31 protein-coding genes are annotated in these 26727 nt (G+C 61.2%); 17 read left to right on the top strand and 14 right to left on the bottom strand.

Features of this window, described 5'->3' with window-relative positions:
* The first annotated feature begins 8 nt into the window (after nucleotides 1-8).
* The 5 genes from AC1DWZ_RS19105 to AC1DWZ_RS19085 all read left to right on the top strand — a co-directional run bounded on the left by AC1DWZ_RS19105 (nucleotide 9) and on the right by AC1DWZ_RS19085 (nucleotide 6381).
* Entirely contained in the window at nucleotides 9-470 is a 462-nt protein-coding gene (locus tag AC1DWZ_RS19105) for a response regulator (RefSeq protein WP_477170535.1), read from the top strand.
* Nucleotides 467-2599: an EAL domain-containing response regulator gene (locus AC1DWZ_RS19100; RefSeq protein WP_477170534.1), complete on the top strand. Its 2133-nt coding sequence runs from the start codon at nucleotides 467-469 to the stop codon at nucleotides 2597-2599. The genes AC1DWZ_RS19105 and AC1DWZ_RS19100 overlap by 4 nt, the downstream gene beginning before the upstream one ends.
* Nucleotides 2560-4047: an adenylate/guanylate cyclase domain-containing protein gene (locus AC1DWZ_RS19095; protein ID WP_477170533.1), complete on the top strand. Its 1488-nt coding sequence runs from the start codon at nucleotides 2560-2562 to the stop codon at nucleotides 4045-4047. Before AC1DWZ_RS19100 ends, AC1DWZ_RS19095 begins: the two co-directional genes overlap by 40 nt.
* A gap of 217 nt (nucleotides 4048-4264) precedes the next feature.
* On the top strand, nucleotides 4265-5074 hold the full coding sequence (locus AC1DWZ_RS19090; RefSeq protein ID WP_477170532.1) for a sulfite exporter TauE/SafE family protein: 810 nt from the start codon (nucleotides 4265-4267) through the stop codon (nucleotides 5072-5074).
* An 824-nt stretch (nucleotides 5075-5898) separates the two neighbouring features.
* Entirely contained in the window at nucleotides 5899-6381 is a 483-nt protein-coding gene (locus AC1DWZ_RS19085; RefSeq protein ID WP_477170531.1) for a hypothetical protein, read from the top strand.
* Between the two features lie 71 nt (nucleotides 6382-6452).
* Here the strand turns inward: AC1DWZ_RS19085 and AC1DWZ_RS19080 are convergent, their stop codons facing one another.
* The 3 genes from AC1DWZ_RS19080 to AC1DWZ_RS19070 form a co-directional block, all read right to left on the bottom strand.
* On the bottom strand, nucleotides 6453-6740 hold the full coding sequence (locus AC1DWZ_RS19080; protein ID WP_477170530.1) for a hypothetical protein: 288 nt from the start codon (nucleotides 6738-6740) through the stop codon (nucleotides 6453-6455).
* Nucleotides 6741-6958: 218 nt separating this feature from the next.
* The gene (locus tag AC1DWZ_RS19075) at nucleotides 6959-7912 is read right to left on the bottom strand and encodes a hypothetical protein (protein WP_477170529.1); all 954 of its coding nucleotides are present in this window, start codon (nucleotides 7910-7912) and stop codon (nucleotides 6959-6961) included.
* A 241-nt stretch (nucleotides 7913-8153) separates the two neighbouring features.
* Nucleotides 8154-9359 carry an MFS transporter gene (locus tag AC1DWZ_RS19070; protein ID WP_477170528.1) on the bottom strand — a complete coding sequence of 402 codons (1206 nt, stop codon included), beginning with the start codon at nucleotides 9357-9359 and terminating at the stop codon, nucleotides 8154-8156.
* Nucleotides 9360-9591: 232 nt separating this feature from the next.
* Between AC1DWZ_RS19070 and AC1DWZ_RS19065 the strand changes: the two genes are divergently transcribed.
* The 6 genes from AC1DWZ_RS19065 (at nucleotide 9592) to AC1DWZ_RS19040 (ending at nucleotide 14321) form a co-directional block, all read left to right on the top strand.
* Complete coding sequence (locus tag AC1DWZ_RS19065; protein WP_477170527.1) at nucleotides 9592-10470, top strand: phytanoyl-CoA dioxygenase family protein; 879 nt, start codon at nucleotides 9592-9594, stop codon at nucleotides 10468-10470.
* A 21-nt stretch (nucleotides 10471-10491) separates the two neighbouring features.
* Nucleotides 10492-11496, top strand: a complete 1005-nt coding sequence (locus tag AC1DWZ_RS19060) for a LacI family DNA-binding transcriptional regulator (RefSeq protein ID WP_477170526.1) — start codon at nucleotides 10492-10494, stop codon at nucleotides 11494-11496.
* A gap of 63 nt (nucleotides 11497-11559) precedes the next feature.
* Nucleotides 11560-12330 (top strand): SDR family NAD(P)-dependent oxidoreductase, encoded by a 771-nt coding sequence (locus tag AC1DWZ_RS19055; protein WP_477170525.1) that lies wholly within the window; start codon nucleotides 11560-11562, stop codon nucleotides 12328-12330.
* 119 nt (nucleotides 12331-12449) lie between these two features.
* Nucleotides 12450-13298 (top strand): alpha/beta hydrolase, encoded by an 849-nt coding sequence (locus tag AC1DWZ_RS19050; protein ID WP_477170524.1) that lies wholly within the window; start codon nucleotides 12450-12452, stop codon nucleotides 13296-13298.
* The gene (locus tag AC1DWZ_RS19045) at nucleotides 13295-13717 is read left to right on the top strand and encodes a VOC family protein (RefSeq protein WP_477170523.1); all 423 of its coding nucleotides are present in this window, start codon (nucleotides 13295-13297) and stop codon (nucleotides 13715-13717) included. The genes AC1DWZ_RS19050 and AC1DWZ_RS19045 overlap by 4 nt, the downstream gene beginning before the upstream one ends.
* A 118-nt stretch (nucleotides 13718-13835) precedes the next feature.
* Nucleotides 13836-14321 carry a PAS domain-containing protein gene (locus AC1DWZ_RS19040; protein ID WP_477170522.1) on the top strand — a complete coding sequence of 162 codons (486 nt, stop codon included), beginning with the start codon at nucleotides 13836-13838 and terminating at the stop codon, nucleotides 14319-14321.
* On the opposite strand, the gene AC1DWZ_RS19035 is transcribed toward AC1DWZ_RS19040, so the two are convergent.
* A complete protein-coding gene (locus AC1DWZ_RS19035; RefSeq protein ID WP_477170521.1) occupies nucleotides 14318-15625 on the bottom strand; it encodes an MFS transporter in 1308 nt (435 codons plus the stop codon). The two genes, AC1DWZ_RS19040 and AC1DWZ_RS19035, sit on opposite strands and share 4 nt — an antisense overlap.
* Nucleotides 15626-15830: 205 nt before the next feature.
* Here AC1DWZ_RS19035 and AC1DWZ_RS19030 point away from each other — a divergent pair, with 205 nt between their 5' ends.
* A complete protein-coding gene (locus tag AC1DWZ_RS19030; protein ID WP_477170520.1) occupies nucleotides 15831-17033 on the top strand; it encodes a pentapeptide repeat-containing protein in 1203 nt (400 codons plus the stop codon).
* A 26-nt stretch (nucleotides 17034-17059) separates the two neighbouring features.
* On the opposite strand, the gene AC1DWZ_RS19025 is transcribed toward AC1DWZ_RS19030, so the two are convergent.
* From AC1DWZ_RS19025 to AC1DWZ_RS19005, 5 genes are all read right to left on the bottom strand, one after another.
* A complete protein-coding gene (locus AC1DWZ_RS19025) occupies nucleotides 17060-17566 on the bottom strand; it encodes a PAS domain-containing protein (RefSeq protein WP_477170519.1) in 507 nt (168 codons plus the stop codon).
* Nucleotides 17567-17716: 150 nt separating this feature from the next.
* A complete protein-coding gene (locus AC1DWZ_RS19020) occupies nucleotides 17717-18010 on the bottom strand; it encodes a putative quinol monooxygenase (protein WP_477170518.1) in 294 nt (97 codons plus the stop codon).
* Between the two features lie 5 nt (nucleotides 18011-18015).
* A complete protein-coding gene (locus AC1DWZ_RS19015) occupies nucleotides 18016-18516 on the bottom strand; it encodes a DUF3828 domain-containing protein (protein WP_477170517.1) in 501 nt (166 codons plus the stop codon).
* 137 nt (nucleotides 18517-18653) lie between these two features.
* Complete coding sequence (locus tag AC1DWZ_RS19010; RefSeq protein ID WP_477170516.1) at nucleotides 18654-19736, bottom strand: NAD(P)H-dependent flavin oxidoreductase; 1083 nt, start codon at nucleotides 19734-19736, stop codon at nucleotides 18654-18656.
* A gap of 17 nt (nucleotides 19737-19753) precedes the next feature.
* Complete coding sequence (locus tag AC1DWZ_RS19005; protein WP_477170515.1) at nucleotides 19754-20140, bottom strand: nuclear transport factor 2 family protein; 387 nt, start codon at nucleotides 20138-20140, stop codon at nucleotides 19754-19756.
* Nucleotides 20141-20293: 153 nt separating this feature from the next.
* On the opposite strand from AC1DWZ_RS19005, the gene AC1DWZ_RS19000 reads away from it, so the two are divergent.
* Complete coding sequence (locus tag AC1DWZ_RS19000) at nucleotides 20294-20695, top strand: winged helix-turn-helix transcriptional regulator (RefSeq protein WP_477170514.1); 402 nt, start codon at nucleotides 20294-20296, stop codon at nucleotides 20693-20695.
* The gene (locus tag AC1DWZ_RS18995) at nucleotides 20692-21303 is read left to right on the top strand and encodes a transglutaminase-like cysteine peptidase (RefSeq protein ID WP_477170513.1); all 612 of its coding nucleotides are present in this window, start codon (nucleotides 20692-20694) and stop codon (nucleotides 21301-21303) included. Before AC1DWZ_RS19000 ends, AC1DWZ_RS18995 begins: the two co-directional genes overlap by 4 nt.
* Nucleotides 21304-21467: 164 nt before the next feature.
* On the opposite strand, the gene AC1DWZ_RS18990 is transcribed toward AC1DWZ_RS18995, so the two are convergent.
* Together AC1DWZ_RS18990 and AC1DWZ_RS18985 are read right to left on the bottom strand one after the other, a co-directional pair.
* On the bottom strand, nucleotides 21468-22649 hold the full coding sequence (locus tag AC1DWZ_RS18990; protein ID WP_477170512.1) for an aminotransferase class V-fold PLP-dependent enzyme: 1182 nt from the start codon (nucleotides 22647-22649) through the stop codon (nucleotides 21468-21470).
* 2 nt (nucleotides 22650-22651) lie between these two features.
* Complete coding sequence (locus tag AC1DWZ_RS18985; protein ID WP_477170511.1) at nucleotides 22652-23566, bottom strand: AraC family transcriptional regulator; 915 nt, start codon at nucleotides 23564-23566, stop codon at nucleotides 22652-22654.
* A 239-nt stretch (nucleotides 23567-23805) separates the two neighbouring features.
* Between AC1DWZ_RS18985 and AC1DWZ_RS18980 the strand changes: the two genes are divergently transcribed.
* Nucleotides 23806-24102, top strand: a complete 297-nt coding sequence (locus tag AC1DWZ_RS18980) for an Atu4866 domain-containing protein (protein ID WP_477170510.1) — start codon at nucleotides 23806-23808, stop codon at nucleotides 24100-24102.
* Between the two features lie 215 nt (nucleotides 24103-24317).
* The gene (locus tag AC1DWZ_RS18975; RefSeq protein WP_477170509.1) at nucleotides 24318-24656 is read left to right on the top strand and encodes a DUF1488 family protein; all 339 of its coding nucleotides are present in this window, start codon (nucleotides 24318-24320) and stop codon (nucleotides 24654-24656) included.
* Nucleotides 24657-24698: 42 nt separating this feature from the next.
* Here AC1DWZ_RS18975 and AC1DWZ_RS18970 read toward each other — a convergent pair whose 3' ends face one another.
* Genes AC1DWZ_RS18970 through AC1DWZ_RS18960 form a run of 3 tightly spaced genes read right to left on the bottom strand, consistent with a single transcriptional unit; the run spans nucleotide 24699 to nucleotide 25969 of the window.
* Nucleotides 24699-24986 carry a hypothetical protein gene (locus AC1DWZ_RS18970; RefSeq protein ID WP_477170508.1) on the bottom strand — a complete coding sequence of 96 codons (288 nt, stop codon included), beginning with the start codon at nucleotides 24984-24986 and terminating at the stop codon, nucleotides 24699-24701.
* 33 nt (nucleotides 24987-25019) lie between these two features.
* The gene (locus tag AC1DWZ_RS18965) at nucleotides 25020-25382 is read right to left on the bottom strand and encodes a hypothetical protein (RefSeq protein WP_477170507.1); all 363 of its coding nucleotides are present in this window, start codon (nucleotides 25380-25382) and stop codon (nucleotides 25020-25022) included.
* Nucleotides 25379-25969 carry a macro domain-containing protein gene (locus AC1DWZ_RS18960; protein ID WP_477170506.1) on the bottom strand — a complete coding sequence of 197 codons (591 nt, stop codon included), beginning with the start codon at nucleotides 25967-25969 and terminating at the stop codon, nucleotides 25379-25381. Before AC1DWZ_RS18960 ends, AC1DWZ_RS18965 begins: the two co-directional genes overlap by 4 nt.
* 178 nt (nucleotides 25970-26147) lie before the next feature.
* Between AC1DWZ_RS18960 and AC1DWZ_RS18955 the strand changes: the two genes are divergently transcribed.
* Nucleotides 26148-26720 (top strand): hypothetical protein, encoded by a 573-nt coding sequence (locus AC1DWZ_RS18955; RefSeq protein ID WP_477170505.1) that lies wholly within the window; start codon nucleotides 26148-26150, stop codon nucleotides 26718-26720.
* The last annotated feature ends 7 nt before the right edge of the window (nucleotides 26721-26727 follow it).

Genomic DNA, 26727 nt, shown 5'->3' with positions numbered 1-26727 from the left:
AGGAAATCATGACGGCTCATGCAAGATCTCACGCGGCCATGGAAGTGCTTCTGGTGGAGGACAGTCCCGGTGACGTCCGGCTGACCCAGGAAGCTTTCCGTGATGCCAATACATCTGTTCATCTGCATGTGACGTCCGACGGTGTCGAGGCAATGGCCTTTCTGCGGCAGGAGGACGCCTACCTTCACGCCCCACGCCCGGATCTCATTTTGCTGGACCTCAATCTGCCTAAAATGGACGGCCGCGAGGTCCTGGTCCGCATTAAGCAAGATGATGGCCTGAAGACGATCCCGACGGTCATCCTGACCACCTCCGAAGCCGAAGCGGATGTCGTGAAAAGCTATCAGCTTCAGGCCAATTGCTACCTCAGCAAGCCGGTGCAGCTGGATGCGTTCGAAAGCCTCGTAAAAAGCATCAATGATTTCTGGTTGATGAAGGTCAAGCTGCCGCGGCAGGGGCGCGGTGGATGATTCAACAGGCGATGAAAACGCTGCTGATGGTCGAGGATAATCCGGGGGATGCGCGCCTGCTCCGCGAGATGTTCAACGAACAGAGCTCACACAACACCAAATTGAAGCACGTCGCGTGCATGAGCGAGGCCGAAGACTATCTCGCCGACGAATGGGCCGATATTATCTTGCTCGATTTGGGGCTGCCCGATGCTCAAGGGTTGGACGCAGTGCGGCGGACACACACGGCAGCTCCCCGCATTCCTCTCGTGGTGCTGACGGGCTTCGACGATGAGACGCTGGCAGCCCAAGCGCTGCAACAGGGTGCACAAGATTATCTCATCAAGGGTCAGATCGAATCGCGCGGGCTCCTGCGCGCGCTCCGCTACGCCATCGAACGCAAGGCCATGGAAGACGCGCTGTTCCTGGAAAAGGAACGTGCTCAGGTCACGCTCAATTCCATCGGCGATGCCGTCATTTGCACCGACATCGCCGGCAACATCACCTTCCTCAACATCGTGGCCGAGAAAATCACCGGTTGGTCATGGCAGGAAGCTGTTGGACAGCCGATGAGCGGTGTTTGCCGGTTTCTGGACGCCATCAGCCGGGAAGCCATCCCGGATCCCATGGAGATGGCGGTCAGACAAGAGCAGACCGTGCATCTGCCGTCAAACTGCATCCTCATCGGGCATGAAGGATTGGAGATTCCGGTCGAAGACTGCATCTCTCCCATTCACAACCGCGAAGGCGAGGTGACTGGCGCGGTCATCGTGTTCCGGGACGTCAGTGCCAAACGGGCCATCGCGCTGCAGATGGCGCATTCGGCCCAGCACGATTTCCTGACCGGGCTGCCTAACCGCATGCTCCTCAATGACCGGATCGGCCAGGCGATTATGTCCGCACCGCGTCACAAGACCAAAGTCGCTGTGCTGTTTCTGGATTTGGATGGCTTCAAACATATCAACGATTCTCTGGGACATTCGGTCGGCGACAAGCTTCTCCAATCGGTCGCAAAGCGCCTGGCGGACTGCGTCCGCGGTTCCGACACGGTAAGCCGGCAGGGCGGCGACGAATTTGTCGTGCTGTTGTCGGAAGTGACGCAATCGACCGATGTTGCCATGACCGCGCGCAGGATGTTGCAGGCCGTGGCGGAAACGCATTCCCTCGACCAGCACGACCTTCACGTTAATGCCAGCATTGGTCTTAGCATCTATCCCGATGATGGCCTGGATGCCGAGACGCTGATCAAGAACGCTGACACGGCGATGTACCAGGCCAAGGGAGATGGGCGCCAGAGCTACCGGTTTTTCAAACCCGCGATGAACATCAAAGCCGTCGAACGGCAATCGATCGAAGCGGATCTGCGGCGCGCCTTGGAACGCCAGGAATTTTCCCTGCATTACCAACCGAAGGTCGATCTGCGGACCGGAAAGATTACCGGCGCGGAAGCTTTGATCCGCTGGACACATCCCAGCCGCGGATCTATCTCTCCTGCTCAGTTCATCCCAGTCGCGGAAGATTGCGGTCTCATTCTGCCCATGGGGCAATGGGTCCTGCATGAAGCGTGCAAGCAGGCCCGACTCTGGCGGGATGCTGGCTCGCCGCTGACGACGATTGCGGTGAATGTCTCGGCCATGGAGTTCCGAGATGAAGATTTTCTCGAAAGTGTATTCACAATCCTCAAGGATACGAGCTTAGATCCGCGATTTCTTGAGCTGGAGTTGACCGAAAGCGTTCTGATGAACGGTGCTGACTCGACGGAAGCGACCCTCAGGAAGCTGCGCGCGGCGGGCGTGCATCTGGCTGTCGATGATTTTGGCACCGGCTACTCCAGCTTGAGCTATCTTAGAAAATTCCCGATCAACGTTCTCAAGATCGACCAATCGTTTGTTCGGCAAATCACCGCGGCACCCGACGAGACCACCATTGTGGCTGCCGTGATCAGCATGGCGCGTAGCCTGAAACTGCGGATCGTTGCCGAAGGCGTGGAAACGGCGAGAGAGCTGGCATTCCTGCAGGACCATCGTTGCGACGAAGCGCAAGGATTCTATTTCAGCCGCGCCGTCCTTCCGGAGCTGTTCGGCGAGCTGCTCAAGACCGGCTTTCACTCATGTCTTCCCCAAAGGACGAGCGCGATAAGCGTTCCCTGATATCCGCCACACTGGGATTGCGGGAGGCGGTCCGGCTACCTATCTATGTCGCCTGTAACAGCGATTCCGGTGGCGGCATGGGGTTCTGGGGCAAGCGATCACTCTTTGGTCAGCGCGGCGACGCCCGCCTGACCGCGGCCATCGGCGCCGAGGAGCAGGCTGGCCTTGCCTTCGCGTTCAGGGCGCGCACCGTCGCCGTCATCCTGGTGGCGATCTGGCTGCCTTTTGTCACCCAAGGTCCGCGCACTTACTATTATCTCAGCCTGGTCGCGGCCTTTTTCCTGCTCGGCCTCGTCCCGCATATGCTGCGGCGCTGGCGCCATGCGCAAGCGGTCAGGCTGGTCTTCATCTTTCTCGACGTGGCGCTGATCAGCGCCGTCATCATCACGCAGCCGCCCGACAGCATCGCCTACGATTGGCCGGTACAGATGCGTGTCCGCTTTGTCGAGTTTCTCTATCTGATTCTGCTGCTGATCGGCTCTGCGCTGTCCTATCGGCCCAGCAATGTCATCTGGACCGGAGTCTGCATCATCGCGGTTTGGTCGACGGGTGTCCTTCTGCTCTACAATCTTCCCGATACCGTGCGTTTCCCCGATACAGGCAGCGATCTCACGCCACCTCAAGTGCTCGCCATCGTGCTCGATCCTCGCTATGTCGGCATCTCGTCATTGCTGACGCAGAATGTCCTCACCGCCATTGCAACCGGTCTCCTGGCGGCGGCGGTGGCACGGGGGCGCAACATGCTGCTGCGCCAGACACGCGCCGAAGTGGCGCGGGCGGATCTCAGCCGCTATGTCTCCCCCGATGTCGCGGATGCCATGCTGGCAGAGGCGCCCAATGCCTTCGGTGCTCCGGCGATACGCCATGTTGCCGTGCTCTTTGCCGATATCTGGCAATTCACCACGCTGGTGGAAAAACTGGAACCGGAACGGGTGGTCGCTCTGTTGCGCAGTTTCCAGGCGCGCGCCACCGCGATCGTTTTTCGTCATGGTGGCACGCTCGACAAATATCTCGGCGACGGCTTCATGGCGACTTTCGGCGCGCTGGAGAATGGGAATGGCGCCGTGGCGGCGAACCACGCCCTTGCCTGCGCCCTTGAACTCCAGCACGAGATGGACCGCTGGTGCGCCAAGCGCGCCCAACGTGGCACGTTTCCGGTGCGCCTGGGCATCGGCCTCCATTATGGCCCCGCGGTCGTGGGCAATGTCGGCACCGATCAACGCCTGGAATTTACCGTGGTCGGCGACGCCGCCAATGTGGCGGCGCGGATCGAACGCCTGACACGGGACTTCGATTGCCGGATCGCGGTATCAGATGCTTGCTTTGCCGCGGCGCGCGACACCGTCCCGGACATGCCGGCATTTGCCGATCTCGGCCCCACCGCGGTGCGCGGCCGCGTCGAACCGGTGCACCTGCATATCTGGCCAGCGCCGGATTTGGCGGCATAATGGCCCCGGACGATGTGGCGCAGGGGCAGGAAATGCGGACTGGAAAGGCATTGCGGAGAAGTAACCCGCAGCATCGGACGGATTTAAGCTGCCGGCCAAGGGATTATGATTGCCGGAGTATAAGCAACGATTGTATTGGGTTACTGGATGCGCGGGCCGCGCGTGGGCCAACTTCAAATAAGTTGACTCATGGGACCAGGCCACAAGAGGAAAGCCTATGGTTGACCCATCGCCGGCGACGAAAACCAACCGGGCCGGCGGATTTGTCGGTGGTTCTTTTATCGGTATGCTGGGCGGGTTGATTGGACTGGGCGGCGCTGAATTCCGGTTGCCGCTCCTGATCAGCGTCTTTCGTTTCGCCGCCCTTGAAGCCGTCATCTTGAACAAGGCCATGATTCTAATAGTGGTGACGTCGGCCCTACCGTTCCGGCTTCCAGCCGTACCGCTCGCCGACGTCCTCGCTCAGTGGCCAGTGATAATAAATTTGCTTGCAGGGAGTTTGATTGGGGCATGGCTCAGCGCTGGCTGGGCGACGCGGCTTCGCGCAGAGATGCTTTACCGGATCATCGCTGTGTTGCTCGTGCTGATAGCGGGCATCCTGCTGATGGGCCATGACGCCGTGGCTGGGCATCCGCTGCTGGCGGGGCCGGAGTTGATCCTGGCTGGCGTCGCAGCCGGATTTGTCATCGGCGCTGTCGCCTCGCTGATGGGGGTTGCGGGGGGAGAGTTGTTAATTCCGACGCTCGCGTTGCTTTTCGGATTGGACGTCAAGCTTGCCGGCAGTCTTTCGCTGGCTATCAGTTTGCCTACAATGTTAGTGGGTTTCGCCCGCTACAGCCAAGACGCCAGCTTCGCCGTTCTCCGGCGGAACTTATCCTTTGTGCTAGCCATGGCGACTGGATCGGTCTTTGGGACCTTTGCCGGTGCCCAGTTGCTACGAATTATGCCTGCGGAGGCCATTCTGCCGCTACTCGCCAGCATTCTGCTGATCTCGGCCGTCAAAGTATGGCGGCATTCAAGGGCCTAGCAGTGGTAGCACCCTACGGATTTAAACCGCCGACCAAGGGATTATGATCCCCTGAGTATAATCTGCAATGTCAGAGGCTTACTTACTGAGGGTGACACTCGGGGGACAAACTTGATTGACTTGACATCTCAGGAAGCGGGCTGCAACCATCTTGTGCTTCAACAGAACTGACAAACTATAGAGTACGGCCTGAAGGGCATTGGAATGAGGCAGGTTTTTTTACTTCATTGTTGTCTGTCGGCGGTTATTCTTGTTGGTGGTTGTAGCTCGAAGGCTCAATCATCGGCATCAACACCATCCGATCAGCCTTCGCCAGTTTTTAAGTCATCCGACTCGCCAACGTCCTGCTCAGAAGACGATGCTCGCAGAATGGAAGCCATTCTATGGCCGACACTCGCTCCCGAGGCTGATCGCGCAAAAACACTTAAGGGCCCACCCACCGCAGAGATGTACAGGCTTAACAGTATGTTCGACCATATGTTTGCAGGCCAAAACTATCTCTCTTTGGGACAGGTCGACAAAGCATGCGAGCAATATCGCGCGGTCGCCAAAATGTACAACATACCTGTTGAATAGGCGCCGGCTGTTCCGCCTGTCAGGATATCGCGAAACGAAATCTTGGAAAGAATGGTAGCACCGGACGGATTTGAACCGCCGACCAAGGGATTATGATCCCCTGAGTATAATCGCCAATATCAATAGGTTGGCCGGCGCGGGTGACAATCGGGGGACACACTGCAATGGAATGACATAGCGCGCAACTTCCTTGATCATATCTACACAATCTCCGAAGCTGTGGTCACTCCAATGGATACGAGGGTGGGATGTTTGCTTGGGCGCTGAACGGCAAAGACATCGACGGCAGCTCAGTTAGTTGTACCGGATTTCAAATTGCATCCATTCTCGATTTACTGGGAGCCGCCGACGTTCTTCGTTCGGCTACTTGGTATGCAGGCAGGCTTGATGTCATCGGCGCCCCCCAATTCTACGACCACTTGGCCGCCCACCTCTCTGTAGTACCAAGCCTCCCGGACCTGATTGCCTCAGTGCGTTTGAAGCCGCAATTAATGGATGGCATCTTCGTAGCATCAGATGGCACTCATGCGTCTTCCCTTTCGGGGGCAAAATTGACCACAGGTCGCCCAATTGGACGGCTGTCAGATTCCTCGATGGTCGAGGTTGTGGCATTCGATACTTCGTGGATCGAAATCTATAGCGATCACGGTGAAATTATCGAACTTCTACGCTCGCAATATGGCGGCAGGTCGCTGCTTCCGCTCGACCGTGTCGCGAGCCCTAACGATTAGGATGATGCTTAGGGAAAATGGTAGCACCGGACGGATTTGAACCGCCGACCAAGGGATTATGATTCCCCTGCTCACGCCTCCTGATAGATCGTCTGGCGCATCTTGGCGGTTGCCACTTCTTCATCCAGCGTCTCGACTCCGCGCGGTGTCAGGGCATAGCCGTCGCGGACCTGGCGGATGAGGCCCATGCGGGTGAGATCTTCCAGGCACAAACCATCCAACGGTAGATGGCCGGGATAGACTTTGAGGCCGGAGAGGGCCGCCACATGCTTATGCGTCACGGCAATCTGCCGCTGCGCCATGCTGTGCCCGCGATCGGGTTCGGCCCGTTCAATGCCGGTTGATTCGTCCCACATCATCGAAAAACTCCACACTGATCCGTGAAGCCTATCCAACGATGGTGCATGCCTTTCGTTCCGTGGTGCACAATGACGCAGGACTATTCGGAGGATTGTTCGGGCAGTTTACCCGACAATCCGCCGTGCGGGGTCCTGACTCTATCGTTTTGCCGGACCAAGGTTGTGCTGGCATGCGCGGCCGCTCTCCTCGTCAGTCGTGCTCCGTCAGCTGACCCTCATCAGCTCACGACCGTCACCAGGACCCCTGGACCGCCGACCATAAAGGCGCCGTCCGAGAAATTGGCCTGGACGATGCCGCTGTCCTTGTCAGCGTAGTATGTGATCGCCGCTGACACGACGAGGCCGATCACGGCGCGCGGTGGTACCAGGATCAAGGACAGGTCGATGTCGTAGCCGCGGTATATGTCTGCCAGCGCCTCTTCATCATCATCGAAGAAGCCCTCGGTGCTCGTGTGCAGGTTGATGGCAGGGGCCACTTCCTGGCTGCCGAGCATCATAAAAGGTTCGTTGGTCCAGTCGTACAATTGGAGGCGCGGGCGTATCTCAAGGCCCGCGGCACGGGCGCCGGGGAAGGTGCCGCCATCGCTGCGGACGTAACAATGGCCATGGAGCATCAAATAGCCATTGGCATTGATGACGGCATATTTGTCTTCTGGGTTCTGCCAGACGAAGTTGAACATCACCGCCGCGCTGTTGCTCCCCGGCTTCTTTCTCCGCTCCATCCTGAATTTGACCCAGCTGTTGGACGGCACGAGGGCAAAGGAATCGAAGTTGAGCGCGTAACCGTAGGTATCGATCGGTGTGTTGACAAGATAGCGCCGTGCCGCCGGCACAGTGACGGCGTCCACCATGGTCTCGAACGCCTTCATGCGCTGGCTGACCATGTTGGCAAGGATCGGCTTTCGCTCGCGGCCGCGCGTCGCCGCCAGTGCCGCGCGTTTCTTTTCGGCCGCCATTGCTTTTGCCGCACTCTTGGCCAGCAGCGCCGTGACGTCGCGGCGCAAGGGAATGATCCCGTCGATATGGGTGGAGGCGGCTTTGGCGACTGCCTTGCGATGGTCGGTGCGATCGGTGGGCATGGTCGCTGCCATCAGCTCCGCCTGCTCGCGCAGGGTGCGGTCAGCGGTACGTTTGGCCACTTTCTTAAGCTTGGACACATTGAGCTCAGCCATGGGGACACCCTCCAGCGTGATCTATGTGAGACATGCGCGTGACTAGGCCGCCTACCCCGGCCGGCAACCTTAGGCTTACCAGCGCGCCGCCGTCATCCCGCATCGATAGACATCCAGCAGAATCAGATGATGATGTGCTGATGGGGCCAATTGGTAAAACCGGCGACAGCAAAACGGCCGGCCGGATTTCTCCAGCCGGCCGTTTCGGCCCACCCAACCTTGAATGGCTAGATCTCTCGCGTTATTCCGCAGGCGCCGCTTCGATCGCTTCCGGTACATAGACCGGCTCGGCTTCACCCTGGTGCTTTGCCAGCCACATCGAAAAGAGGCCGACGAGGCCGGCGGCGAAGGCTACCGCCGCACCCACCCAGGGCACCGTCGCATAACCGAAACCATGGGCGATGGGGAGGCCGCCCAGGAACGCGCCCGAGGCACAGCCGATGTTGAAGCCGGCATGATTGAGGACGGAGACGAGGTTGGGCGCACCCTTGGCTTCGTTCACCACATGCATCTGCAAGGGGGCCACCACGGCAAAGCCCGCTACACCCCAGACGATCAGCGTCGCGATCGCGGTCACGGGATTGCTGGCGGTGACGGTGAAAAGCGCAAGGAGGCCGGTGATGCCGAGGAAGAGGCCGATAAGCGAGGGCATCAGCTTCCAATCCGCGAGGCGCCCGCCGATGAGATTGCCGATGGTGAGGCCAACGCCGAAGACGACCAGCACATAGGTGACCGAGGTCGCCGGAATGCCGGTGACGTCAGTCAGGATCGGGCGGATGTAGGTGTAGACCGAGAACATGGCGGCGGCCGAAAGCGCGCTCATGCCCATGCCGAGGATCACTTGCGGGCGTTTGAGGACTGCGAACTCGCCCAGCATCGACTTGGCCTTTACCACCTTCATGCGCGGCACCATGAAGGTGATGGCGATGGCGGCGATGGCGCCGATGACGGCGACCGCGATGAAGGTGAAGCGCCAGCCGAAGGCCTGGCCGAAAGCCGTGCCGCCGGGGACACCCAGCACATTGGCGACCGTGAGGCCGGCCATGGTGAGCGACATTGCCTGCGCGCGCTGGTGCGGCGGGGCGAGATCGGCCGCCACCACGGCGCCGATGCCCATGAAGGCCGCATGCGCAAAGGCGGTGAAGATGCGGGCTGCCATCATCAGCTCATAACTGGGCGCAAGGGCGCAGAAGAGATTGCCCAGCATGAACACGCCCATGAGGCCGAGGAGGGCACCCTTGCGTGGCAACCTTGCCGTCAGGATGGCGAGGATGGGGGCGCCGATGACGACACCGACCGCATAGCCGGTGACCAGCAGGCCCGCCTGGGGGATGTCGACGTTGAGATCGCGGGCCACGTCCGGCAGCAGCCCCATGACCACGAACTCGGTGGTACCTATGCCGAAGCATCCGGCGGCTAGGGCGAGGATCGAACGCGGCAGGGCCATCTGGGACCATCTCGGGCGTGAGTTTTGCGCTGTTCGTATTCTTCGCACATGCAGCAAAAATAGGACAGTTAATTTGTCATACCAGAAGCGCAGGCAGGTGTGTCCCCATGGCATAGCTAAGGGCTGCTCTTGCCCGCAAACGGGACCTGTGATTAGCTCCAGCGAAACGATTAGCTAATCGATTAGCTAAACGATTAGCTGGCGGAAAACAGCCGTTTTTTGGAGATGCCTGATGTACACCAAAAGAGCCCTCCACGAACTGGGCGTGACAGGTGCCGATTTCACCGATTCCGAGCGCCGTCAGCTCGACGAGAATGGGTTCTTTCTTAGGAAAGGAATCTTCTCAGAGGCCGAATGCCGGGCGATGGGGGAGGCGTTCGATGCGCTCTCCAGCGTCGAGGGCGAGCAAGGCGGGCACGAGGTCCATATCGAGCCCGGTGCCCCCCGCGTCTCCAACATCTTCAACAAATCGAGCGAATTCGACCGCTGTCTCGAGATCAAGACCGTGCTCGCCGCCTCCGCCTATCTGCTGGGCGAGATCAAGGTGCATGGCGCCAATCTGCGCGAGCCGCTTAAGGGCAAGGGGCAGCAGGATCTCCATGTCGACGTGCCCAAGCATTTCGCCGGCGATTGGTGGGTGCTCAACGTCATCGTCTGTTTTGACGACATGACGCTTGAGAACGGTCCCACCCGCGTGGTGCCGGGCTCGCATCATTGGGCACCGCTCAATTGCTCGGCGGTCAACCGCTATGATTGGCAGCCGCAGCCTTTGTCAGCGGAAGACCAGGCAAGAGTGCCGGTCGATCTTGGCGCACCCTATCCCGGCGAAGTACTGGTGGAGGCGCCGGCGGGATCGATCATCGTCTGCAATTCGTCCATGTGGCACAGCGGCACACGCAACAACAATGGCGCGCGGCGCCGGGTGCTGCACCTGACCTATACGCGGCGCGACCTGCCGCAGCAGCTGGTACAGCGCGAACATCTCGTGCAAGCGACCTATGACCGCATGAGCGATATTCATCGCTATCTCCTGGACATCGAACCCATCACCCCCGGCGCTATCCTGCAATCGGCGCGGGCGCCTGGTGCCACCAAGGATTGGTGGGCCTGACCGGGTTATTGGAGTCGGGGCATGGCGACGATGCGCGATGTGGCCTACGAGGCCGAGGTGTCGGTGGCGACGGTGTCGGCCTGCGTCAGCGGCCGGCGCTTTGTGAGCCCACAACTGAAGGCGCGGGTCGAGCGCGCGATCGCCGAGCTCGGCTATCAGCCGGACGGCGTCGCGCGGTCCTTGCGCACGGGCAGCAGCGATCTCATCGGCCTCATCATTCCCGATATCAGCAACCCGTTCTTCACTGAATTCGTGCGCGATGTCGAATTGCTGGCCCAGGCCTATGGCTATGCGACGATCCTCGCCGACAGCGCCTTTAACGTGGCGACGGAGAAGAAGATGCTGGGCCTGATGCGCCAGCAGCGCGTCGATGGGGTGATCCTGTGCCCGGCCGGACGGCGCGAGGATTACCGTTTCGGCAGCTGGCCGCAGGATCTGCCGCTGGTGATCGTCGACAATGCCTGGGACGACACGCCCTTCGACACGATCACGCTCGACAATGTCGTGACGGCCATGGAGATGACGCAGCACATCATCGACCAAGGCCATCGCCAAATCGCCATCATCACCGGCCCCAAGGGCAATCACACCGGCGACGAACGGCTGGCGGGCTTCGAGCGCGCCATAGCCAATGCCGGCATGGCACTCCATCCCGATTTCGTGCGCCATAGCGATTTCCGGGAAGCCGGTGGCTACCAGGAGGCTTTGGCGCTGCTCGACCTGAAGCCGCGGCCGAGCGCCGTCTTCGTCACCAACAACAATATGCTGATCGGCGTGATGCGGGCACTCCATGATCGCGGGCTGAAAGCGCCCGACGATATGTCGGTGGCCAGCATCGACGATTTTCCCTGGGCCGGCGCGTTTCGTCCCGGCCTCACCACCGCGCGCCAGCCGGTACGCCGCTTTGCCGAACATGCGCTACGCATGATGCGCAAGCGCGTCTTCGAGGCAGAAGAATCGCCGCGCGAGCAGATCATGCTGAAGGCCGATCTGGTGATCCGCGAGTCGGTCGCAAAGAAGCGCTGACAGCAGCCCTCATCCGCCGCTAAAGTTGCCGTCGATGATTTTACCAAAAGGCGGGATGGCATCATGGGCAAAAGGCTTGAAAACAAAGTGGCGTTGATCACCGGCGCCACGTCGGGGATCGGCCTTGCCATTGCCGAGCGGTTCGCGGCGGAAGGCGCGCGGCTGATCCTGACCGGCCGCAACCAGGCACAGGGCGATGCGCTTGCCCAGAAGCTCAGTGCCAGCTTTATCGCGGGCGACGTCACGGAAAAGGGCTTGGCCGACCAGCTGGTGGCACAGGCGGTCATGCAGCACGGCCGGCTGGATATCCTGGTCAACAATGCCGGCATCGTCCACCGCGGCAGCATCCTGGAAACCAGCGACGATGACTTTGCCCGCATCATGGGCGTCAACGTCGATGCCGTGTTCCGCTTCGGCCGTGCCGCGATCCGGCAGATGGTGGCGCAGTTCGAAACGGATGGCAAAGGTGGTGCCATTGTCAACATCGCGTCCGACTGGGCGGTGGTCGCGGGGAAGCGCGAGCTCGCCTATTGCACGTCGAAGGGTGCGGTCGTGATGATGACCAAGGCGATGGCGCTCGATCATGCCCGCCAAGGCATCCGCGTCAATGCGGTATGCCCAGGCGATGTGGAAACGCCGATGCTTTTGAGTGGCATCAAAGAGCGCGGCGACGACACGGTGGCCGGTCTTCAGAAGAACGCCGCCGGCATTCCCATGGGCCGCGTCGGCCAGCCGGCGGAAATCGCCCAGGCCGTGGCGTTCCTTGGTTCGGACGAAGCCAGCTTCGTCACTGGGACCACGCTGCTGGTCGATGGCGGCAACACTGCGCAGTGATGGCGCGCAGGGTTTGCCGGTGCCGCCCGTGGATGTAAGCAAGTCGTATCCACAATCAAGTTCGTATCTATGGGCAAGTTCGTATCTATGGGCAAAATCGTATCTAGGGGAAATCGGGGATGATGATGAAAACACTGCTCGCCGGCTTCTGCGCCGGTTTCCTATTGTTCACCGTGCCTGCGGTGGCCGATGCCTTGCCCCAAGGTGTCAGCCTGCAGAAGAACATCGCCTATGGCCCCGACCGTGCGCAGAAGTTCGATGTCTATCTGCCGGCCCATGCGGCCAACGCGCCGATCCTTTTCATGGTGCATGGCGGCGGCTGGCGCCATGGCGACAAGGATATGGACCGCGTGGTCGAAAACAAGGTCGCGCGCTGGGTGCCCAAGGGCATCATCTTCGTCACCGCCAACTACCGCATGGATGACAATGTGACGCCGCTCCAGGAAGCCGACGATGTGGCGGCGGCGCTGGTGAAGGTACAAGCGATGGCGGCCGGCTGGGGCGGCGATCCCGACAATGTCATCCTGATGGGCCATTCGGCGGGGGCCCACCTGGTGGCGCTGATCAATGCGGCACCCGGGATCGCGACCGCCAAAGGTGCGCGGATGTGGAAGGGGACGATCTCGCTCGATTCCGGCGCCCTCGATGTGCCCGCCATCATGAACGCGCGGCACATGCGGCTTTATGACGAGGCGTTCGGCAAGGACCCGGCTGCCTGGACGGCCGCTTCACCGATCGACCGGCTGCAGGGTGCGACACAACCCTTGCTGGGCATCTGCCGCCAGCGTTCGGCCGATTCCTGCCCGCAGAACCGCGCCTTTGCCAAGAAGGCCAACAGCCTCGGCGGCAAGGTCGAGGTGCAACCCGAACCGATGACTCATGGCGAGATCAACAGCGAGCTCGGCCTACCCGGCGCCTACACCGACCGCGTCGAAGCCTTCATGCGCGGGTTGGGGTGGAAGGTGTGAGTGCGGCCCATCAACATCTCGGCGCCGTCACCTTGCTGGTGCGGGATTATGGCGAGGCCATTGCCTATTACACGCAGGTGCTCGGTTTCACCCTGGTCGACGATCTCGACCAGGGTGAGGGCAAGCGTTGGGTGATGGTGGCGCCACCAGGCTCCGGTGCTGCCGGGACTGACACTTGGGGCGCGCGTTTGCTGCTGGCCAAGGCAACGACGCCGGAACAGGTGGCGCGGATCGGCGATCAGGCAGGTGGGCGTGTATTCCTGTTTCTGCACAGCGACGATTTTGCGCGCGACCATGCGGCGATGCTGGCACGAGGTGTGCGATTTCTGGAGGAACCGCGACATGAAGCCTATGGCAGTGTGGCGGTGTTTGCCGATTTTTATGGCAATAGATGGGATTTGCTGCAGTTGAAGAGGTGAGCTGCTCGTTTTCGGTGAGGCTGCCCAAGGACGCCGGTTGAAGCCCGTGATAGGCCCGCCTATGCTGGTTGGTGCGATTGGGGGATAACCGGAAAAGGTACTTGGCCGGAATGAATGCATGAGCGGTTTCGACGCCGACGCTTTTGCTGCGGAGATCCGCCATCCTGTGTTGCGGCGGTTCTTCGCCTATTGGCGGGACAAAGCGGGTGAGCGCGAGATGCCGGCCCGGGCCGACCTCGATCCCATCGAGTTCCGCTATGCGCTTGGGCATGTGATCCTGGTCGACGTCGAGAGGGCGCCGTTGCGCTTTCGCTTCCGTCTCTATGGCAGCGCGCTGGTCAGCTATTTCGGCGACGGCGACTATACGGGCAAATATGCCGACCAATTGCTGCCGACGGATTATGCGCCCTTTGTCGTCAATGCCTACACCGCCGCCGTTGAGGGACGCGTGCCGCGTCATGCCAACCGCAATCTCGTGATGAACCGGCAGCAACTCATCTACGATGTGCTGACCCTGCCATTGGCCGATGCCAATGAACCCGCGGAGATCGGCATGCTGGTCATCATCATGATCCCGATCGAGCGACGCAAGCAGGTGGATTAGCGCTTCTCCGTCGCAAAATAGGCGAAGGCTGCGACCGGCAGGGCAAAGCCGATCCAGGCGGTGAGCGGCCAGCCGCCTTCGGCAAAGGCCCAGGCACCGACCGCGGAGCCGGCGGCACCGCCCATGAAGAAGGTCGCCATGTAGAGCCCGTTGAGGCGGCCGCGATATTCGGCGCCCAATCCATAGATGACGCGCTGCCCCAGCACGACATTGGCCGAGACACCGAAATCAAGCACGATCGCGGCGGCGACCAGGAGGCCCAGCGACAGGCTCGAGCCCGGCTCTACGATCCGCGTCATCAGGAAGGCAAGGGCTGCCACCACCATCGCAAAGGCGCTGGCAGGCCGTGTCCAGCCCCGATCGGCAAGCCGCCCGGCGATGGGGGCAGCCACGGCACCGGCCACGCCGGCCAAGGCGAAGAGCGCGATGCCGGCTTGGCTGATGCCGAAGGCGGGGCTGGCGAGGAGCAGTGGCGTCGCTGTCCAGAACAGGCTGAAAGCACCGAACATGCAGGCCTGATAGAGCGCGCGGCGGCGCAGTGCCGGTGTCTTCAGGGCGAGATACGCCATGGAGAGGAGGAGGCTGCCATATTTCATCTGCGAAGTCGGCCGGCGCTGCGGCAGCATGCGCGAGAGAACCAGGCCGAGGCACAACATGACCGTGACCGAGAAGACATAAACGACATGCCAGGAACTCACCTGGGTGATGAAGCTCGCGACCGGTCTTGCCAACATGATACCGAACATGAGGCCGCTCATGACATTGCCGACCACTTGGCCGCGCTTGGCCTCTGGCGCGAGGTGTGCGGCGAAAGGCACCAGGATCTGGACAGCGCAGGAGCCGATGCCGACGAGCAGTGCTGCCGGCAGGAACTGAGCTGCATGGGTCGCGGTCCCGGCCGCGATGAGCGCCAGCGTTGCCAGACCCATGACGGTGAGGATGAGGCGGCGGTTCTCGAAGAGATCGCCCAGCGGCACGATCAGCAGCAGGCCGGTGCCATAGCCGATCTGGGTCATGGTGACGATGAGGCCGGCCATCTGCGGCGAGAGGCCGAGCGACTGGCTGATCGGACCCACCAGCGGCTGCGCGTAATAGAGATTGGCGGCGATGAGACCGCAGGAAGCCGCCATCAGGAAAGTCATCCAGCGCGAGATGCTGGCATCCGGTGGTGGCGCCGCTATGTCCGCGTTGGATGTCAGGTCATGCGCCGCGGCCTTGGCGTCATGGAGATGATGGGGCGCTTCTGGTCGCATGGGATGACAACTTTCCGACACTGCAATGATGGCGCGGAATGTAATGGTCATCTCGCACCTGCGGTACCCACGCGGGCGCAACGCTCGCATTCGCATAATGCAGGGACGCCGATGCGCGTCAGGAACACGCTCCTCTCGCTTTAAAGGAGCAAGGCGCGCACAATGATGCGACATCGGTCAAGGCTGACCAATTTCAGGGCTCTTGGACGCGCGCATCTTTCTGGGTGGATGCCACGGACGGGGAGAGGAGCCAGGCTTGGACCACTCAACGCGCGATCAGGCGCTGCGCGAAATCGTGTTGGCGCATGGGCGGTGGCTGAACAATGCCCGCGATGGCCATCGTGCCGATCTGACACTTCGCACCTTCCGCCATCTTGACCTCAAGGGCGTTGATCTCAGCCGTGCCAAAATGACCGGCATACAGATGCTGCGCTGTGACCTCAGCGGCGCCAAGCTGATGGAGTCCGATCTCTTCGGTGCCAATCTGGTGGGATCCGATTTTGTCCAGGCCGATTGCCGGCGCGCCGATTTCCGCGGTGCGCAGCTGGCCGGCGCCGATTTCACCGACGCCAAGCTCGCCAGCGCCGATTTCCGAGACGGATCGCTGCTGGTCAGTTTCGGCGGCGTGGTGGCGCCGGCGCAATTGCGCCTGGAGCCGGGGCAGGACGAGCACCTCACCATGAAGCGCGCGGATCTCGCCGGGGCCAAGCTGCACCAGGCCCTGATCCGCCGCACGGATCTCTCCGGCGCTGTCCTGCGCAATGCCGATCTTTCCGAAGCCGATCTGTCCGGCTGCTCCTTGAAGGATGCCGATCTCCGCGGTGCCAATCTGATGAAGTGCAACCTTACCGGCGCGCTGCTCAACCGCGCTTTGGTCGAGGGTGCGCAGATGGGTGGCGCCATTCTCAAGGATGCCAATGTCTTTGGTGTCGATTTCGCCAAGGCCGTGTTCGACCAGCTCGATCTCACCGACACGATCATGGTCGATGATTCCGCGGCTGCCGCGGCCTCGCTTGAGGCTATCGTCAAGGCGCATGAAGCGTGGGTCGAAAGCTCTGGTGCCAAAGGTGCCCGGGCCGATTTCACCGAGAAGGATCTCTCGGGCGGCAATTTCGCCGGCCGCAATCTGACCGGTGCCGTGTTCGCGCGCTGCAAGCTGCGTGCTGCAAGGTTCGAGAAGGCGCTCCTGTCGCTTGCCAATTTCAGCCGCGCCGATGTGACTGGGGCAAGCTTTGCCGGCGCCGATCTCAAGGGCGCCGATCTTGGCGATCTCATCGCAAGGCGCGCCAGTTTCCGCGGCGCCGATCTCGGCCAGCAATCTGCCGTTCTGCCCGACGGCAGTGTGCGGCAATGGCCGACACGGATGAGCTATGCGCGCCTCGAGCAGGCCGATTTCACCGACGCCAATCTCGACGGCACGCTGCTGGAAGGGGCAACCATCGCCAAGGCGATGAAGTAGTGGGGCGATGAAGTAGCGGAAACAGGTCAGCTGGGCTCGGTCCGCCGGCTGACCTTGGCGGGATCTTCGAAGGGAATACCTTCGGCATCGGCGGGGAAGCTGCTGTAATCCTCGATGGCCAGGCATTGGCGAACGATGCCGCCGACCAGCAACGGGAACATGCCGAAACCCACATCGAGCTGATAGCCGGCGCGGGTCGGCCAGTGATAGCTGCCAAGGACGGGCTGGCCGCTCGCCTGGGCCGCCGCATAGCAATCATGGAGGATGCGGTTGGCGCCGGTTGGATCGGGTACCAGGAATTCGTCGACATAGCGGCCGGTGAGGTTGAAGCCGTTCCACACATCGACCTCTGTGCCGGTCAGGATATAGCGCACACGGAAGGGGTCGAATTCATATTCGACGATGTAGAGGAAAGGCAGCAACGGCTTGATCGCCGCCGGATCGACCAATGCGCGCTCCGGCGTCTGGCCCCGCGCCAGGCTGTGCCAATAGCGCGCCAAGGTTTCGATACTGCCAGCAGGTTCCGGCTTCATCTCCATTGGTGCCAGCAAAGCCTATTGCGCGGAGACTGTCGAGCCCCCTTCAGGGCTCACGCAGCAGGCGGATGCCCGGCCAACCTCGATTCAAAGGTGGGCCGGGCAGGACGTAAATCAGGCATGACGTAAATATTGCGCGGTAGCGGCTTACAAATCCGGGGTCATCTGGTCGAGAATGGTTTCGGCGACCAGGTGGCCGGCCTTGGCGCGGAACTGGGCGAGGGCCGGGGCTTTCATGTGATCCTGCCAGAGGTCATAGCTTTCCCAGCTTTCGACGAAGATGACACGGCCCTTCAGCTCGTTGGAGACGTGGAGTTCATAGCGGATGCAGCCGGCCTCCTTGACCACGCCGGCCACCAGCTCGCGCTGGGCCGCCAGCAACTCGTCTTCCTTGCCCGGATGGGCGCGCACCTGAGCAATGATGGTGAGGGGTTTTGCCATGTCGCTTACTCCGCCAGAATCTTTGCAAGGGAATCGTATCCCCAATCGATGTCGGCAATCTGCCAACCGATAGCGGTCTTGGCCAGCGACAGTTTCACTTCCTTCTGTTCGCCATAGTTCTTGAATTTCACCACGGCCATGGTCTTGTCGGGTTCGGCCGATTTGCCGACCGCGAACGCCAGGTTGGTGATCTGCCAATCCTGGGAATCGACGAAGGGGTCGCCATCCAAGGCCGGAATGTCATTGTTGGCTTTGGCACGTTCCGTATCGGCGTTGATCTTCTGCGCAAGCTCCGGCGTGAAATATTTTTCCACCATGCCAGGGGTGCTGAGATCGATGCCGCTGCCGGCCGGCTTGTCGGCATATTGTTTGTAGATATCACCCAGCAGATCCTGGGGGCTGGCAAAACCGGCCTCGTCCGCCACCGCCTGCGGGGCAGGGGCGGCACAGCCGGCAATGACCAGACCGGCGCCGAGGAAGCTTGCGAGCAGAAGGCGTTTCAGCATGAGAAGTCCTTTTCGATACAGTTCCAATATGAATCGTCATGCCTGGACTTGATCCGGGCATCCACACTCTCCACGGCAACAGTGGATCCCCGGGTCTTCGCCCGGGGATGACGTCTTAGTGAGTATAAAACCATATGTCAGCGTCCGGCGAGCTTGGCCAGCGTTTCAGCGGCCAGCGTGCGGGTGAGCTCGGCCGCTGGCAGGGCGCGGCCGAGCCTCGCAGATTGGCCGGACCAGAGCGAGCTGAAATCGCCGGACCCTTGTGCCTCGGCCTTGGCTTTCACCGGGGCGAGCGCACCGCCGGCCAGGGGAAAGGCTGGGGCCGAGGCACTGATCGGCCCCAATTCGCGCATGGCGCGGTTGAGGATGCCGCGCGCCGGGCGGCCGGTGAATATGTTGGTGAGCGCCGTGATATTGTCCTTGGCGTTGGTCAAGGCAGCGCGGTGCGCCGCTGTCACCTTGGCTTCCGGGCAGAAGAGATAGGCGGTGCCGAGCTGCACAGCGGAAGCACCCAGCGCAAAGGACGCGACGATGCCGCGCGCATCGGCAATGCCGCCAGAGGCGATCACCGGCACCTTCACCGCATCCACCACCTGCGGCACCAGCGCCATGGTGCCGGCCTGGCTGCCAGCAATGATGAGCGGATCGCCGCCGAGGAAGATGCCGCGATGGCCGCCGGCTTCCGCCCCCTGGGCGATGATGGCATCGACACCGTGCTGCTCCAGCCAGATCGCTTCATCGACGCTGGTGGCCGACGAGATGATCTTGGCGCCCGTCTTGCGCACACGATCGAGAAGCGCCTGTTCCGGCAGGCCGAAATGGAAGCTCACGATCTCCGGCTTGAACTCTTCCACCAGGCGGCAGCCATTTTCGTCAAAGGGTGCGCGGTTGCTGGTGGGGATGGGCGCTGCGGGATCGACGCCGAACTCGTTGTAATAGGGCTTCAACACGGTGCGCCATTTTTCTTCCCGCGTCGGATCGGCAAGAGGTGCCTGATGGCAGAAGAAATTGAGGTTGATCGGCTTGCCGGTCTGCTGGCGCACGAGCTGCAATTGCGTGCGCTGCTCATCCGGGCTGAAGGTCGCGGTCGGCAGCGAGCCCAGGCCACCCGCTTCGGCCACCGCCACGGTGAGGTTGGCAAACACGTTGCCAGCCATGGGGGCGAGGATGATCGGCAGTTCAATGCCGAAGAGATCGAGTATCCGGCGATCCGGCCACATCTGCGTGTCCTCCGATCTTAGGCGGCAATTGGGATCTTCACATCGAAGTGGAACACCTTTGCCATGATCTGCCAGCGCCCGTCCAGTTTGACGAAAGTGAGTAGGTCGGTGAAATATTTGGCACCGATCGCACAATTCACGACAGCAATGGCCGTGACCGGCCCGGCGAACTCGATCGAGATAATCCGGTCGGCGCGTGCCGCATTGCCGGCGGCCGGCGCCGGTCGCGCATCGACCACCGGGAAATAGGTCGCCATCGTGTGATAGGTGAGCGTCCCTTCGGTTGCACAGGCATAGATCGCCTGCGGGTGAAACACTTGGGCAAGTCGCTTGGTGTCGGAGTGATAGAGGCCATCGAAATAGAGGGATAAGACGGCGGTCAGCTCCTGAAAGCGTGGATCCATGGCAATCTGCTCCGAAAATTGAGAGGGAAACCCTGCGAGGAAACCGTTGTCGGCTTGTTGTCGCGGAGATTAGAGGGATATGGTAACCTTTGTATACCGCGTCACCGGGTGACAGCCTATTTTCCGGTAACCGCGCGGTAACTGGAACTGCCCATGGCCTTGAAGCTGCGTAAGAATCGATCACCGTTGCCGCCGGAAGCCTGTGCGGTCGGCGAATGCATGGCGCTGCTGGGTGGGGCGTGGACGCCCAATGTGGTGTGGCATCTCAGCGGCGGCCCCCGCCGCTTTGGCGAATTGCGGCGCGACATGCCGCCGATCTCGCCCAAAATGCTGAGTGCGCGCCTCAAGGATTTGGAAGCCAAGGGCGTGGTGGAACGCATGATGCGCCCGACCTCGCCACCCTCGGTCGATTATGTGCTGACGCCGCTCGGCCGCGAACTGGTGCCGGCGATCGAAGCCATCGTCGCTGTTGGGCAGAAGCTGAAAGCCCAAGTGAACAAGTCGGCAGTGCGTGGCGCGTCGACCAACAGGCTGTCGCAGGCAGCGGCCGAATGACAATCCGGATCGCCATGCTGCTGTTGATGGGGTTGCTGATCCTCCCCGATCCGGCGGCAGCGCGTGGTTATCCGCCGATCTTCAACACCAAGGAATTCGCCAATCAGGGGATCAAGAAATTCCCGAAATGGGGCGACATGCTGGCGCGTTGGCATGAAGCAGCACCCTGCAATGCCGGCGATTGCACGACCGATGGCTGGGCGGATCTGCTGGAGGAGCTCAAGGGCAAGGACCGGATGACCCAGATCAAAGAGGTCAACCGCTACTTCAACGGCGAACGCTATATCATCGACCGCAAGAATTGGGGGGTCGAGGACTATTGGGCGACGCCCTATCAGTTCCTGAAGATGGACGGCGATTGCGAGGATTATGCCATCGCCAAATTCATGGCGCTGAAGGCGCTGGGCATCCCGGCCGAAGACATGCGCGTCCTGGCGCTGCGGGACATGAATCTCAATGTCGGCCATGCCGTGCTGATCGTCTATGAAGGCGATACGCCTTTGCTGCTCGACAACCAGATCAAGACCGTGGTGCCCGCCAACACCGTGAAACACTACCAACCGATCTTCTCACTGAGTGAAACCGGCTGGTGGCTGCACCGGAAGTGAGGAACATCCCCTCCCCCCTTGAGGGGGAGGGTTAGGGAGGGGGGTGTTGTTCCGAACAGACTCATAGCGCGGCCAGTCGCACCATACCCCCCTCCCGCGCTGACGCGCGGCCTCCCCCTCAAGGGGGGAGGCTGATGCCGAAATGGGCGTGCTATTGATCGCGCCTATCTCAACGCAGCACACAGCGCTACCAGCCGGTCCACTTCCTCTTCCGTATTGTAGTAATGCGGCGAGGCGCGGATGAGGGTGGGGAGGGCGCGGCGTTCGGCATCGATCCTCGTGCTGGCGGGGTCGGACGCACCGATGGTGATGTTGGCGCTGAGCGCCTTTGCCACCACAGTTTCGGCAGCGATGCCCTCGATTGTGAAGCTGACGATGGCGGACGGATGAGTGCCAAGATCGCGCACGGTAACGCCGGGAAGAGCGCTGAGCTCCGTGCGCAAATGCCGGCTCAGGGATTTGCAGCGGGTTTCGATCTCGCCCATGCCGATGTCGAGCGCATAATCGATGGCAAGGCCTAACCCCAGACGCGCTGCGTAATTGTTTTCCCAGTTTTCGAAGCGCCTTGCGTCATCGCGTAGTTCGTAGCGGTCGCGCGCTACCCAATCGGCGGCGAAATGATCGATCATCGGTGGTTCCAGCTGCAACATCAGATCGCGGCGCATGTAGAGGAAACCGCTGCCGCGGGGACCGCGCAGGAATTTCCGCCCGGTGGCCGAGAACATGTCGCAGCCAAGTGCTGCGACATCGACCACCATCTGTCCCACCGCCTGGCAGCCATCAAGGAGATAGGGAATGTTGTGCGCTCGCGCAATGCGGCCCACCTCCGCCGCCGGATTGGCAAGGCCGCCATTGGTGGGGACCCAGGTGATGGCGATGAGCTTCACACGCGGATCTATCATGCGTTCGAGGGCTGCGACATCAAGGGCGCCCGCCGCGTCGCTTGGCACCACCTCGATTTCAATACCCGTGCGCTCGGCAATCTGCAGGAAGGCCACATAATTGGCGGCATATTCGGCTTCCGCCGTCAGGATCCGGTCGCCGGGCCGGAAAGTGAGCGCCAGGGCATAGAAGGCCATCTGCCAGGCAACGGTCGCGTTCTCGACGAGCGCAATCTCGCGCGCCTCGGCATTGATGAGGCGCGCGACCGAGCCGTAGACACCGTCCAGCTGCTGAGCCTCACGCGCCGCTGCCGCATAGCCGCCGATCTCGGCTTCGAGTGCCAGATAGTCCTGCATCGCTTGGACGATCGGCGCCGGCGTGAGTGCCGCACCGGCATTGTGGAGATAGGCACGGCGTTGCGTGGCCGGCGTGTCGGCACGGACGTGGGCGAGATCGAGCGCCATGTTCAAGCGCTCATCAGCATCTCAGGTGTTGCTTTCAGCCGTGTTGCATCGCGCAGCGGTGGGGCGCCGAACAGGCGGCTATATTCGCGGCTGAATTGCGATGGGGATTCGTAACCCACCTGATGGCCGGCGGTGGCGGCATCCGAGCCTTGCAGCAGGATGAGACGGCGGGCTTCCTGCAGGCGCAGCTGCTTCTGATATTGGAGCGGGCTCATCGCCGTCACTGACTTGAAATGATGATGGAGTGCCGAGGCGCTCATGCGCGCTTCCGACGCCAGCGTCTCGATGCTGAAGGGCTCGGCGAAATGCTGCTTGATCCAGCCGATGGCGCGGTTGATCTGGTGGAGCTTGCTGTCGGCCTGGGCGATCTGGAGGAGCCGTGTTTCATCGGCACCGACCAGCAACCGGTAGAGGATCTCGCGTTCCGCCATCGGCGCCAGGATCGGCAGATCGCGTGGGTTGGCAAGGAGCCTCAGCAAGCGAATGCAGGCATCGAGCAGTTCCGGCGTGACGCTGCTCAAGGAAAGGCTGCTGCCGGGATTCTGATTGGCGGGAACAGGCCCCTTTTGATCGAGGCCGGTTTCCAGGATCAACGTACTGATGACCTTCGGATCGAGGGCCAGCTTGAAGCAGAGATAAGGCTTCTCCGGCGTCGCCTCGATCACCTGGCCCACCACCGGCACATCGACGGTGGCTACCAGATACTGGGTGGCGTCATAGAAGAAGATCTTGTCTCCCAGGATCACCTGCTTGCGCCCTTGCGCCAGGATGCACAGCGTCGGCTGATGGACGCCGTGAAAGGGTTCAGAAGGCTTGCTCGCCTTGATCACGGCAACCCGCGGCAGGGCGGTCTCATGGAGGCCATCGCCCTTGGCGTATTGATCAATCAATGTGGCAAATTCGGTCTGCTGGTCCATGATTGTCATCCTTAAAAATCGGCGGAAATTCGCAATTTTTCAGAGGCTAAGCCCCGATCGCCTGGAAAGGAGGATATAGCGGCTTTGGGCGTCCGGGAAAGCCCAAAGAGAGCCTCTTGGAGGATCGGGCAATAATCAAACAGTTCTGGTCTACCGCCAAAGAGGTGGTTTGCGCCATCTTCCCGTCATGGCCGGCTGCAGCCTTGATCGCCCGCCAGTTCCCAGAGGAGGGAAAGACCATGGAATATTTGCAAGCCCATCGCAGCAATGCCGCTGCCGCCATCGACGTCGAGAGCCTGGCGCCCGTTGAACCAACGGGCGTTTGGATCAACGATACCAACGGCCAGACACGCCTCGCTCTCACCCGCGATGGGACCTACAGCAAGACGCAGGGAATACGGCACAGCACCTATAGCGGTCGCTATTCCTGCCAGGGCACCCGAATCCGCTTCGTCGACGATTTCGACTTCGTGCTCACGGGCGAAATCAGCGGCAACATCCTGCGCATCGGTGCCTATACCTATCGCCGGGCATGAGGCGTCACCTTTTCTCCGTCTTTTTGTTAGTATCGCGCCCACACCCGCGTATATCCCGTACCGATAAAATGCTGCCGCTCTCGTGGCAGAGCCGGTACCTAGATGTGAACAGTCTGTGACCCAGGCCATTCAGCGGCCCTTGTTAAGCTTGCGTTATTTGCCATCGCCGATCCTGCAGCTAAGTTCTGTGCGGGTCGATGAATGGGTGGATCGCTATGCTGAAATTCGTGAATGAAATTCCGGTTTATGACTTCGATGAAGCCTGCGTGGTCTTCACCGGATTGAGCTGGTCGGGCCCGGTCATCTGCCAGGTCACGAGATCAGCCGTGCTGGCGCGGGCGGGCCTGAAAAATGCCGACGCGCGGCACCTGCTGGCGGCCTTCCAGCGGGACCGCCAGTTCTTCGAAGACATTGCCTGTGTCCTTCATGTGCGTGGGTTGGATGGCATCATCACCATTGATGACAGCCATCTGACCGAGCCTGCTTTTGCGCATTGGCAGCCACATGGCAGGTCGCGTGCCGCGACCGTGATGCACGAATCGCGGGTCGCTTGATCGCCAGCGTCTAAGCGCCGGGGAATTTAAACACCGGGGAATTTAAGCGCGCGGCTTCTGGGCGCTGGAATCAGCGTTTGGATGGGTCGCCACGAAATGCCGCAGGACAGCGCGCAGTACCGCGGCGTGGCGATGGTCATGGCGTGCTTCCGCAGCGACGATATCGTCAAGAATGAAGCGCTGGATGCAGCGTTCGCCGGCGGTGTTGTGGCAGAGATAGGCCCCCATTTCAGTCGCCAGCATTTCCGGAATATGCTCGTGTTCGGCGATCGCCGCGATTTCACCCTTGCTGAGGCCGCACAGTGCCAGGCAATCGTTGTAGGTGAGCATAGCGGCATCTCCCTCAGATAGCGGCGGCGTATCTTAGCGCATGAAGACGACCTTGAATGGGCGCGTCACACCGTCATGCTCGGTGATCGAGACATACTCACCGACGGCAAAGCGATGCTTGTCGAATTTGAAGGCCGGCTCATCATCGTCGGTGCCGGGCGCGTAGGAAAACACCCAGCGATCCGGACCAAGATGGCGCAAGGCGCCTTCCTGCGCCTTCTCGCCCTGCCAGAAACGATGCACGCGGCAGGCGCTCTTCAGCGACTTGAAGGCGTCGGCATCGAGATGTCCGTTGGCGGTAAGCGGGGCGGTGAATTCATAACCGCAGGCGGGGTCGGCCGCCGGCTGCTCTTTGGTGCGCGCAAGCTCCAGGCGGATGGTCTGCAGATGGCTCATGGCACACTCAGTACGTTCGGCTGCACCGTGCGTCCGCCGGGTGCCGCAACGGGCAGAATGAAGGGCTCAATACCCGGCTCCATGGCCGCGACATCCTTGCGATAGACATTGTAGACAAAGACCGGAATGCCGAGATTGCCGAGATGCTGGTCGATGAACGRCTTTACCGCAGCCCAGTCCAGCCCGCCGACACCGGTTGCCAGCCGCGGCAGGGCCACGCTCCGGATACCTTCCTGGCGGATGAATTTCGCCAACGACTTCAGCGCATGATGGACATGGGCCAGCGTCGCGCGGCCCGGCTTTCCGCCATGGTCGTAGACGCCCTCCCCATGGATCCCTTCCTGGGTCAGCAGATTGACGATGCCCTGAACACCGGCGGATTGACCGCCCGGCGCCCACCAGAACCAGATCCCACCTGCCTTGGGATGGCGCTCCTGGCAGAAATGGCGGAAATCCTTGACCATCGCTGGCCAGTTTGTGCGCAAAGCCAAGGCTAGGCCGTTGTCGAAATGATCATTCGGCGCCACGCCATGGGCAATTACTTGCGCCTTGGAAAGCAGGATATCGCCTTCAACCTCGCGAATCATGATGGGCAGGTCCTCGGTTGGTTTTGCCAATACCCGCAGCCTAGGCGCGATAGGCGATAGCGGCGTTGATCTGGGTCAACCGATGGTGGCTCCGCAATATTTTCATCCGATAATCGGCGAAGCGACCTATAATCGAGGCGCTTCATGGGCTTGGGCGCTCCACGATCGGGGGACTGCAATGGAATTTCGCCTTTGGCAGCATCGCCTGATGCTGCTGGCCGTGTGCGGCATCATGTCGTTGGCGGCCGTGCCCGCCTGGGCCGAGGATTGTGCGGTGGTGACCGATGCCGGCCCGTCGATCGACAAATTCCTGGACGAGGCGCAGGCGGCACAGGCGGCGGGTGCCGGCACCATGCCAATCAATGACGTGCTGTTCGGCGTCACGGGCATCAGTGCGGAAGATCAGCAGCGACTGGACAAGCGCGACCTGGTCGAGATGACCCGGCGTGACGTTGCCGGTGGCGATTATGAAAGCCGCGGCCCCAAGCGCGTCACGATCGAGGGCATCTTTGCCGGCCGCGACACGCTGTTCCGCATCCCCAAGCTGGTGATGGGCAAATATACGCTCTCCGATACCGGCGCCATTCTGGTCTACGATCCCGAACATCCGGTCGAGGTCGGCGAGAGCGTGGTCGGCATCCATTTCTTCAAATCGGTGCACCGCACGGTGATCGCCCGGGACCGGCTGGAATTCTTCTTCGCCGGCAATGAGAGTGCCGAACCAGACCGCTGCTATGTGGTGAAGCGCTGACGAAACT

It is taken from the genome of Dongia sp. P2_B8, from assembly GCF_056404715.1.
Note: the sequence above shows the minus strand (reverse complement) of the source record. Positions and strands in the feature narration are given on the sequence as shown.

Coding starts and splice junctions, on each gene's coding strand:
- AC1DWZ_RS19105 (WP_477170535.1), top strand. CDS start 9: ATGACGGCTCATGCAAGATCTCACGCGGCCATGGAAGTGCTTCTGGTG.
- AC1DWZ_RS19100 (WP_477170534.1), top strand. CDS start 467: ATGATTCAACAGGCGATGAAAACGCTGCTGATGGTCGAGGATAATCCG.
- AC1DWZ_RS19095 (WP_477170533.1), top strand. CDS start 2,560: ATGTCTTCCCCAAAGGACGAGCGCGATAAGCGTTCCCTGATATCCGCC.
- AC1DWZ_RS19090 (WP_477170532.1), top strand. CDS start 4,265: ATGGTTGACCCATCGCCGGCGACGAAAACCAACCGGGCCGGCGGATTT.
- AC1DWZ_RS19085 (WP_477170531.1), top strand. CDS start 5,899: ATGTTTGCTTGGGCGCTGAACGGCAAAGACATCGACGGCAGCTCAGTT.
- AC1DWZ_RS19080 (WP_477170530.1), bottom strand. CDS start 6,740: ATGATGTGGGACGAATCAACCGGCATTGAACGGGCCGAACCCGATCGC.
- AC1DWZ_RS19075 (WP_477170529.1), bottom strand. CDS start 7,912: ATGGCTGAGCTCAATGTGTCCAAGCTTAAGAAAGTGGCCAAACGTACC.
- AC1DWZ_RS19070 (WP_477170528.1), bottom strand. CDS start 9,359: ATGGCCCTGCCGCGTTCGATCCTCGCCCTAGCCGCCGGATGCTTCGGC.
- AC1DWZ_RS19065 (WP_477170527.1), top strand. CDS start 9,592: ATGTACACCAAAAGAGCCCTCCACGAACTGGGCGTGACAGGTGCCGAT.
- AC1DWZ_RS19060 (WP_477170526.1), top strand. CDS start 10,492: ATGGCGACGATGCGCGATGTGGCCTACGAGGCCGAGGTGTCGGTGGCG.
- AC1DWZ_RS19055 (WP_477170525.1), top strand. CDS start 11,560: ATGGGCAAAAGGCTTGAAAACAAAGTGGCGTTGATCACCGGCGCCACG.
- AC1DWZ_RS19050 (WP_477170524.1), top strand. CDS start 12,450: ATGATGATGAAAACACTGCTCGCCGGCTTCTGCGCCGGTTTCCTATTG.
- AC1DWZ_RS19040 (WP_477170522.1), top strand. CDS start 13,836: ATGAGCGGTTTCGACGCCGACGCTTTTGCTGCGGAGATCCGCCATCCT.
- AC1DWZ_RS19035 (WP_477170521.1), bottom strand. CDS start 15,625: ATGACCATTACATTCCGCGCCATCATTGCAGTGTCGGAAAGTTGTCAT.
- AC1DWZ_RS19025 (WP_477170519.1), bottom strand. CDS start 17,566: ATGAAGCCGGAACCTGCTGGCAGTATCGAAACCTTGGCGCGCTATTGG.
- AC1DWZ_RS19020 (WP_477170518.1), bottom strand. CDS start 18,010: ATGGCAAAACCCCTCACCATCATTGCTCAGGTGCGCGCCCATCCGGGC.
- AC1DWZ_RS19015 (WP_477170517.1), bottom strand. CDS start 18,516: ATGCTGAAACGCCTTCTGCTCGCAAGCTTCCTCGGCGCCGGTCTGGTC.
- AC1DWZ_RS19010 (WP_477170516.1), bottom strand. CDS start 19,736: ATGTGGCCGGATCGCCGGATACTCGATCTCTTCGGCATTGAACTGCCG.
- AC1DWZ_RS19005 (WP_477170515.1), bottom strand. CDS start 20,140: ATGGATCCACGCTTTCAGGAGCTGACCGCCGTCTTATCCCTCTATTTC.
- AC1DWZ_RS19000 (WP_477170514.1), top strand. CDS start 20,294: ATGGCCTTGAAGCTGCGTAAGAATCGATCACCGTTGCCGCCGGAAGCC.
- AC1DWZ_RS18995 (WP_477170513.1), top strand. CDS start 20,692: ATGACAATCCGGATCGCCATGCTGCTGTTGATGGGGTTGCTGATCCTC.
- AC1DWZ_RS18990 (WP_477170512.1), bottom strand. CDS start 22,649: ATGGCGCTCGATCTCGCCCACGTCCGTGCCGACACGCCGGCCACGCAA.
- AC1DWZ_RS18985 (WP_477170511.1), bottom strand. CDS start 23,566: ATGGACCAGCAGACCGAATTTGCCACATTGATTGATCAATACGCCAAG.
- AC1DWZ_RS18980 (WP_477170510.1), top strand. CDS start 23,806: ATGGAATATTTGCAAGCCCATCGCAGCAATGCCGCTGCCGCCATCGAC.
- AC1DWZ_RS18975 (WP_477170509.1), top strand. CDS start 24,318: ATGCTGAAATTCGTGAATGAAATTCCGGTTTATGACTTCGATGAAGCC.
- AC1DWZ_RS18970 (WP_477170508.1), bottom strand. CDS start 24,986: ATGCTCACCTACAACGATTGCCTGGCACTGTGCGGCCTCAGCAAGGGT.
- AC1DWZ_RS18965 (WP_477170507.1), bottom strand. CDS start 25,382: ATGAGCCATCTGCAGACCATCCGCCTGGAGCTTGCGCGCACCAAAGAG.
- AC1DWZ_RS18955 (WP_477170505.1), top strand. CDS start 26,148: ATGGAATTTCGCCTTTGGCAGCATCGCCTGATGCTGCTGGCCGTGTGC.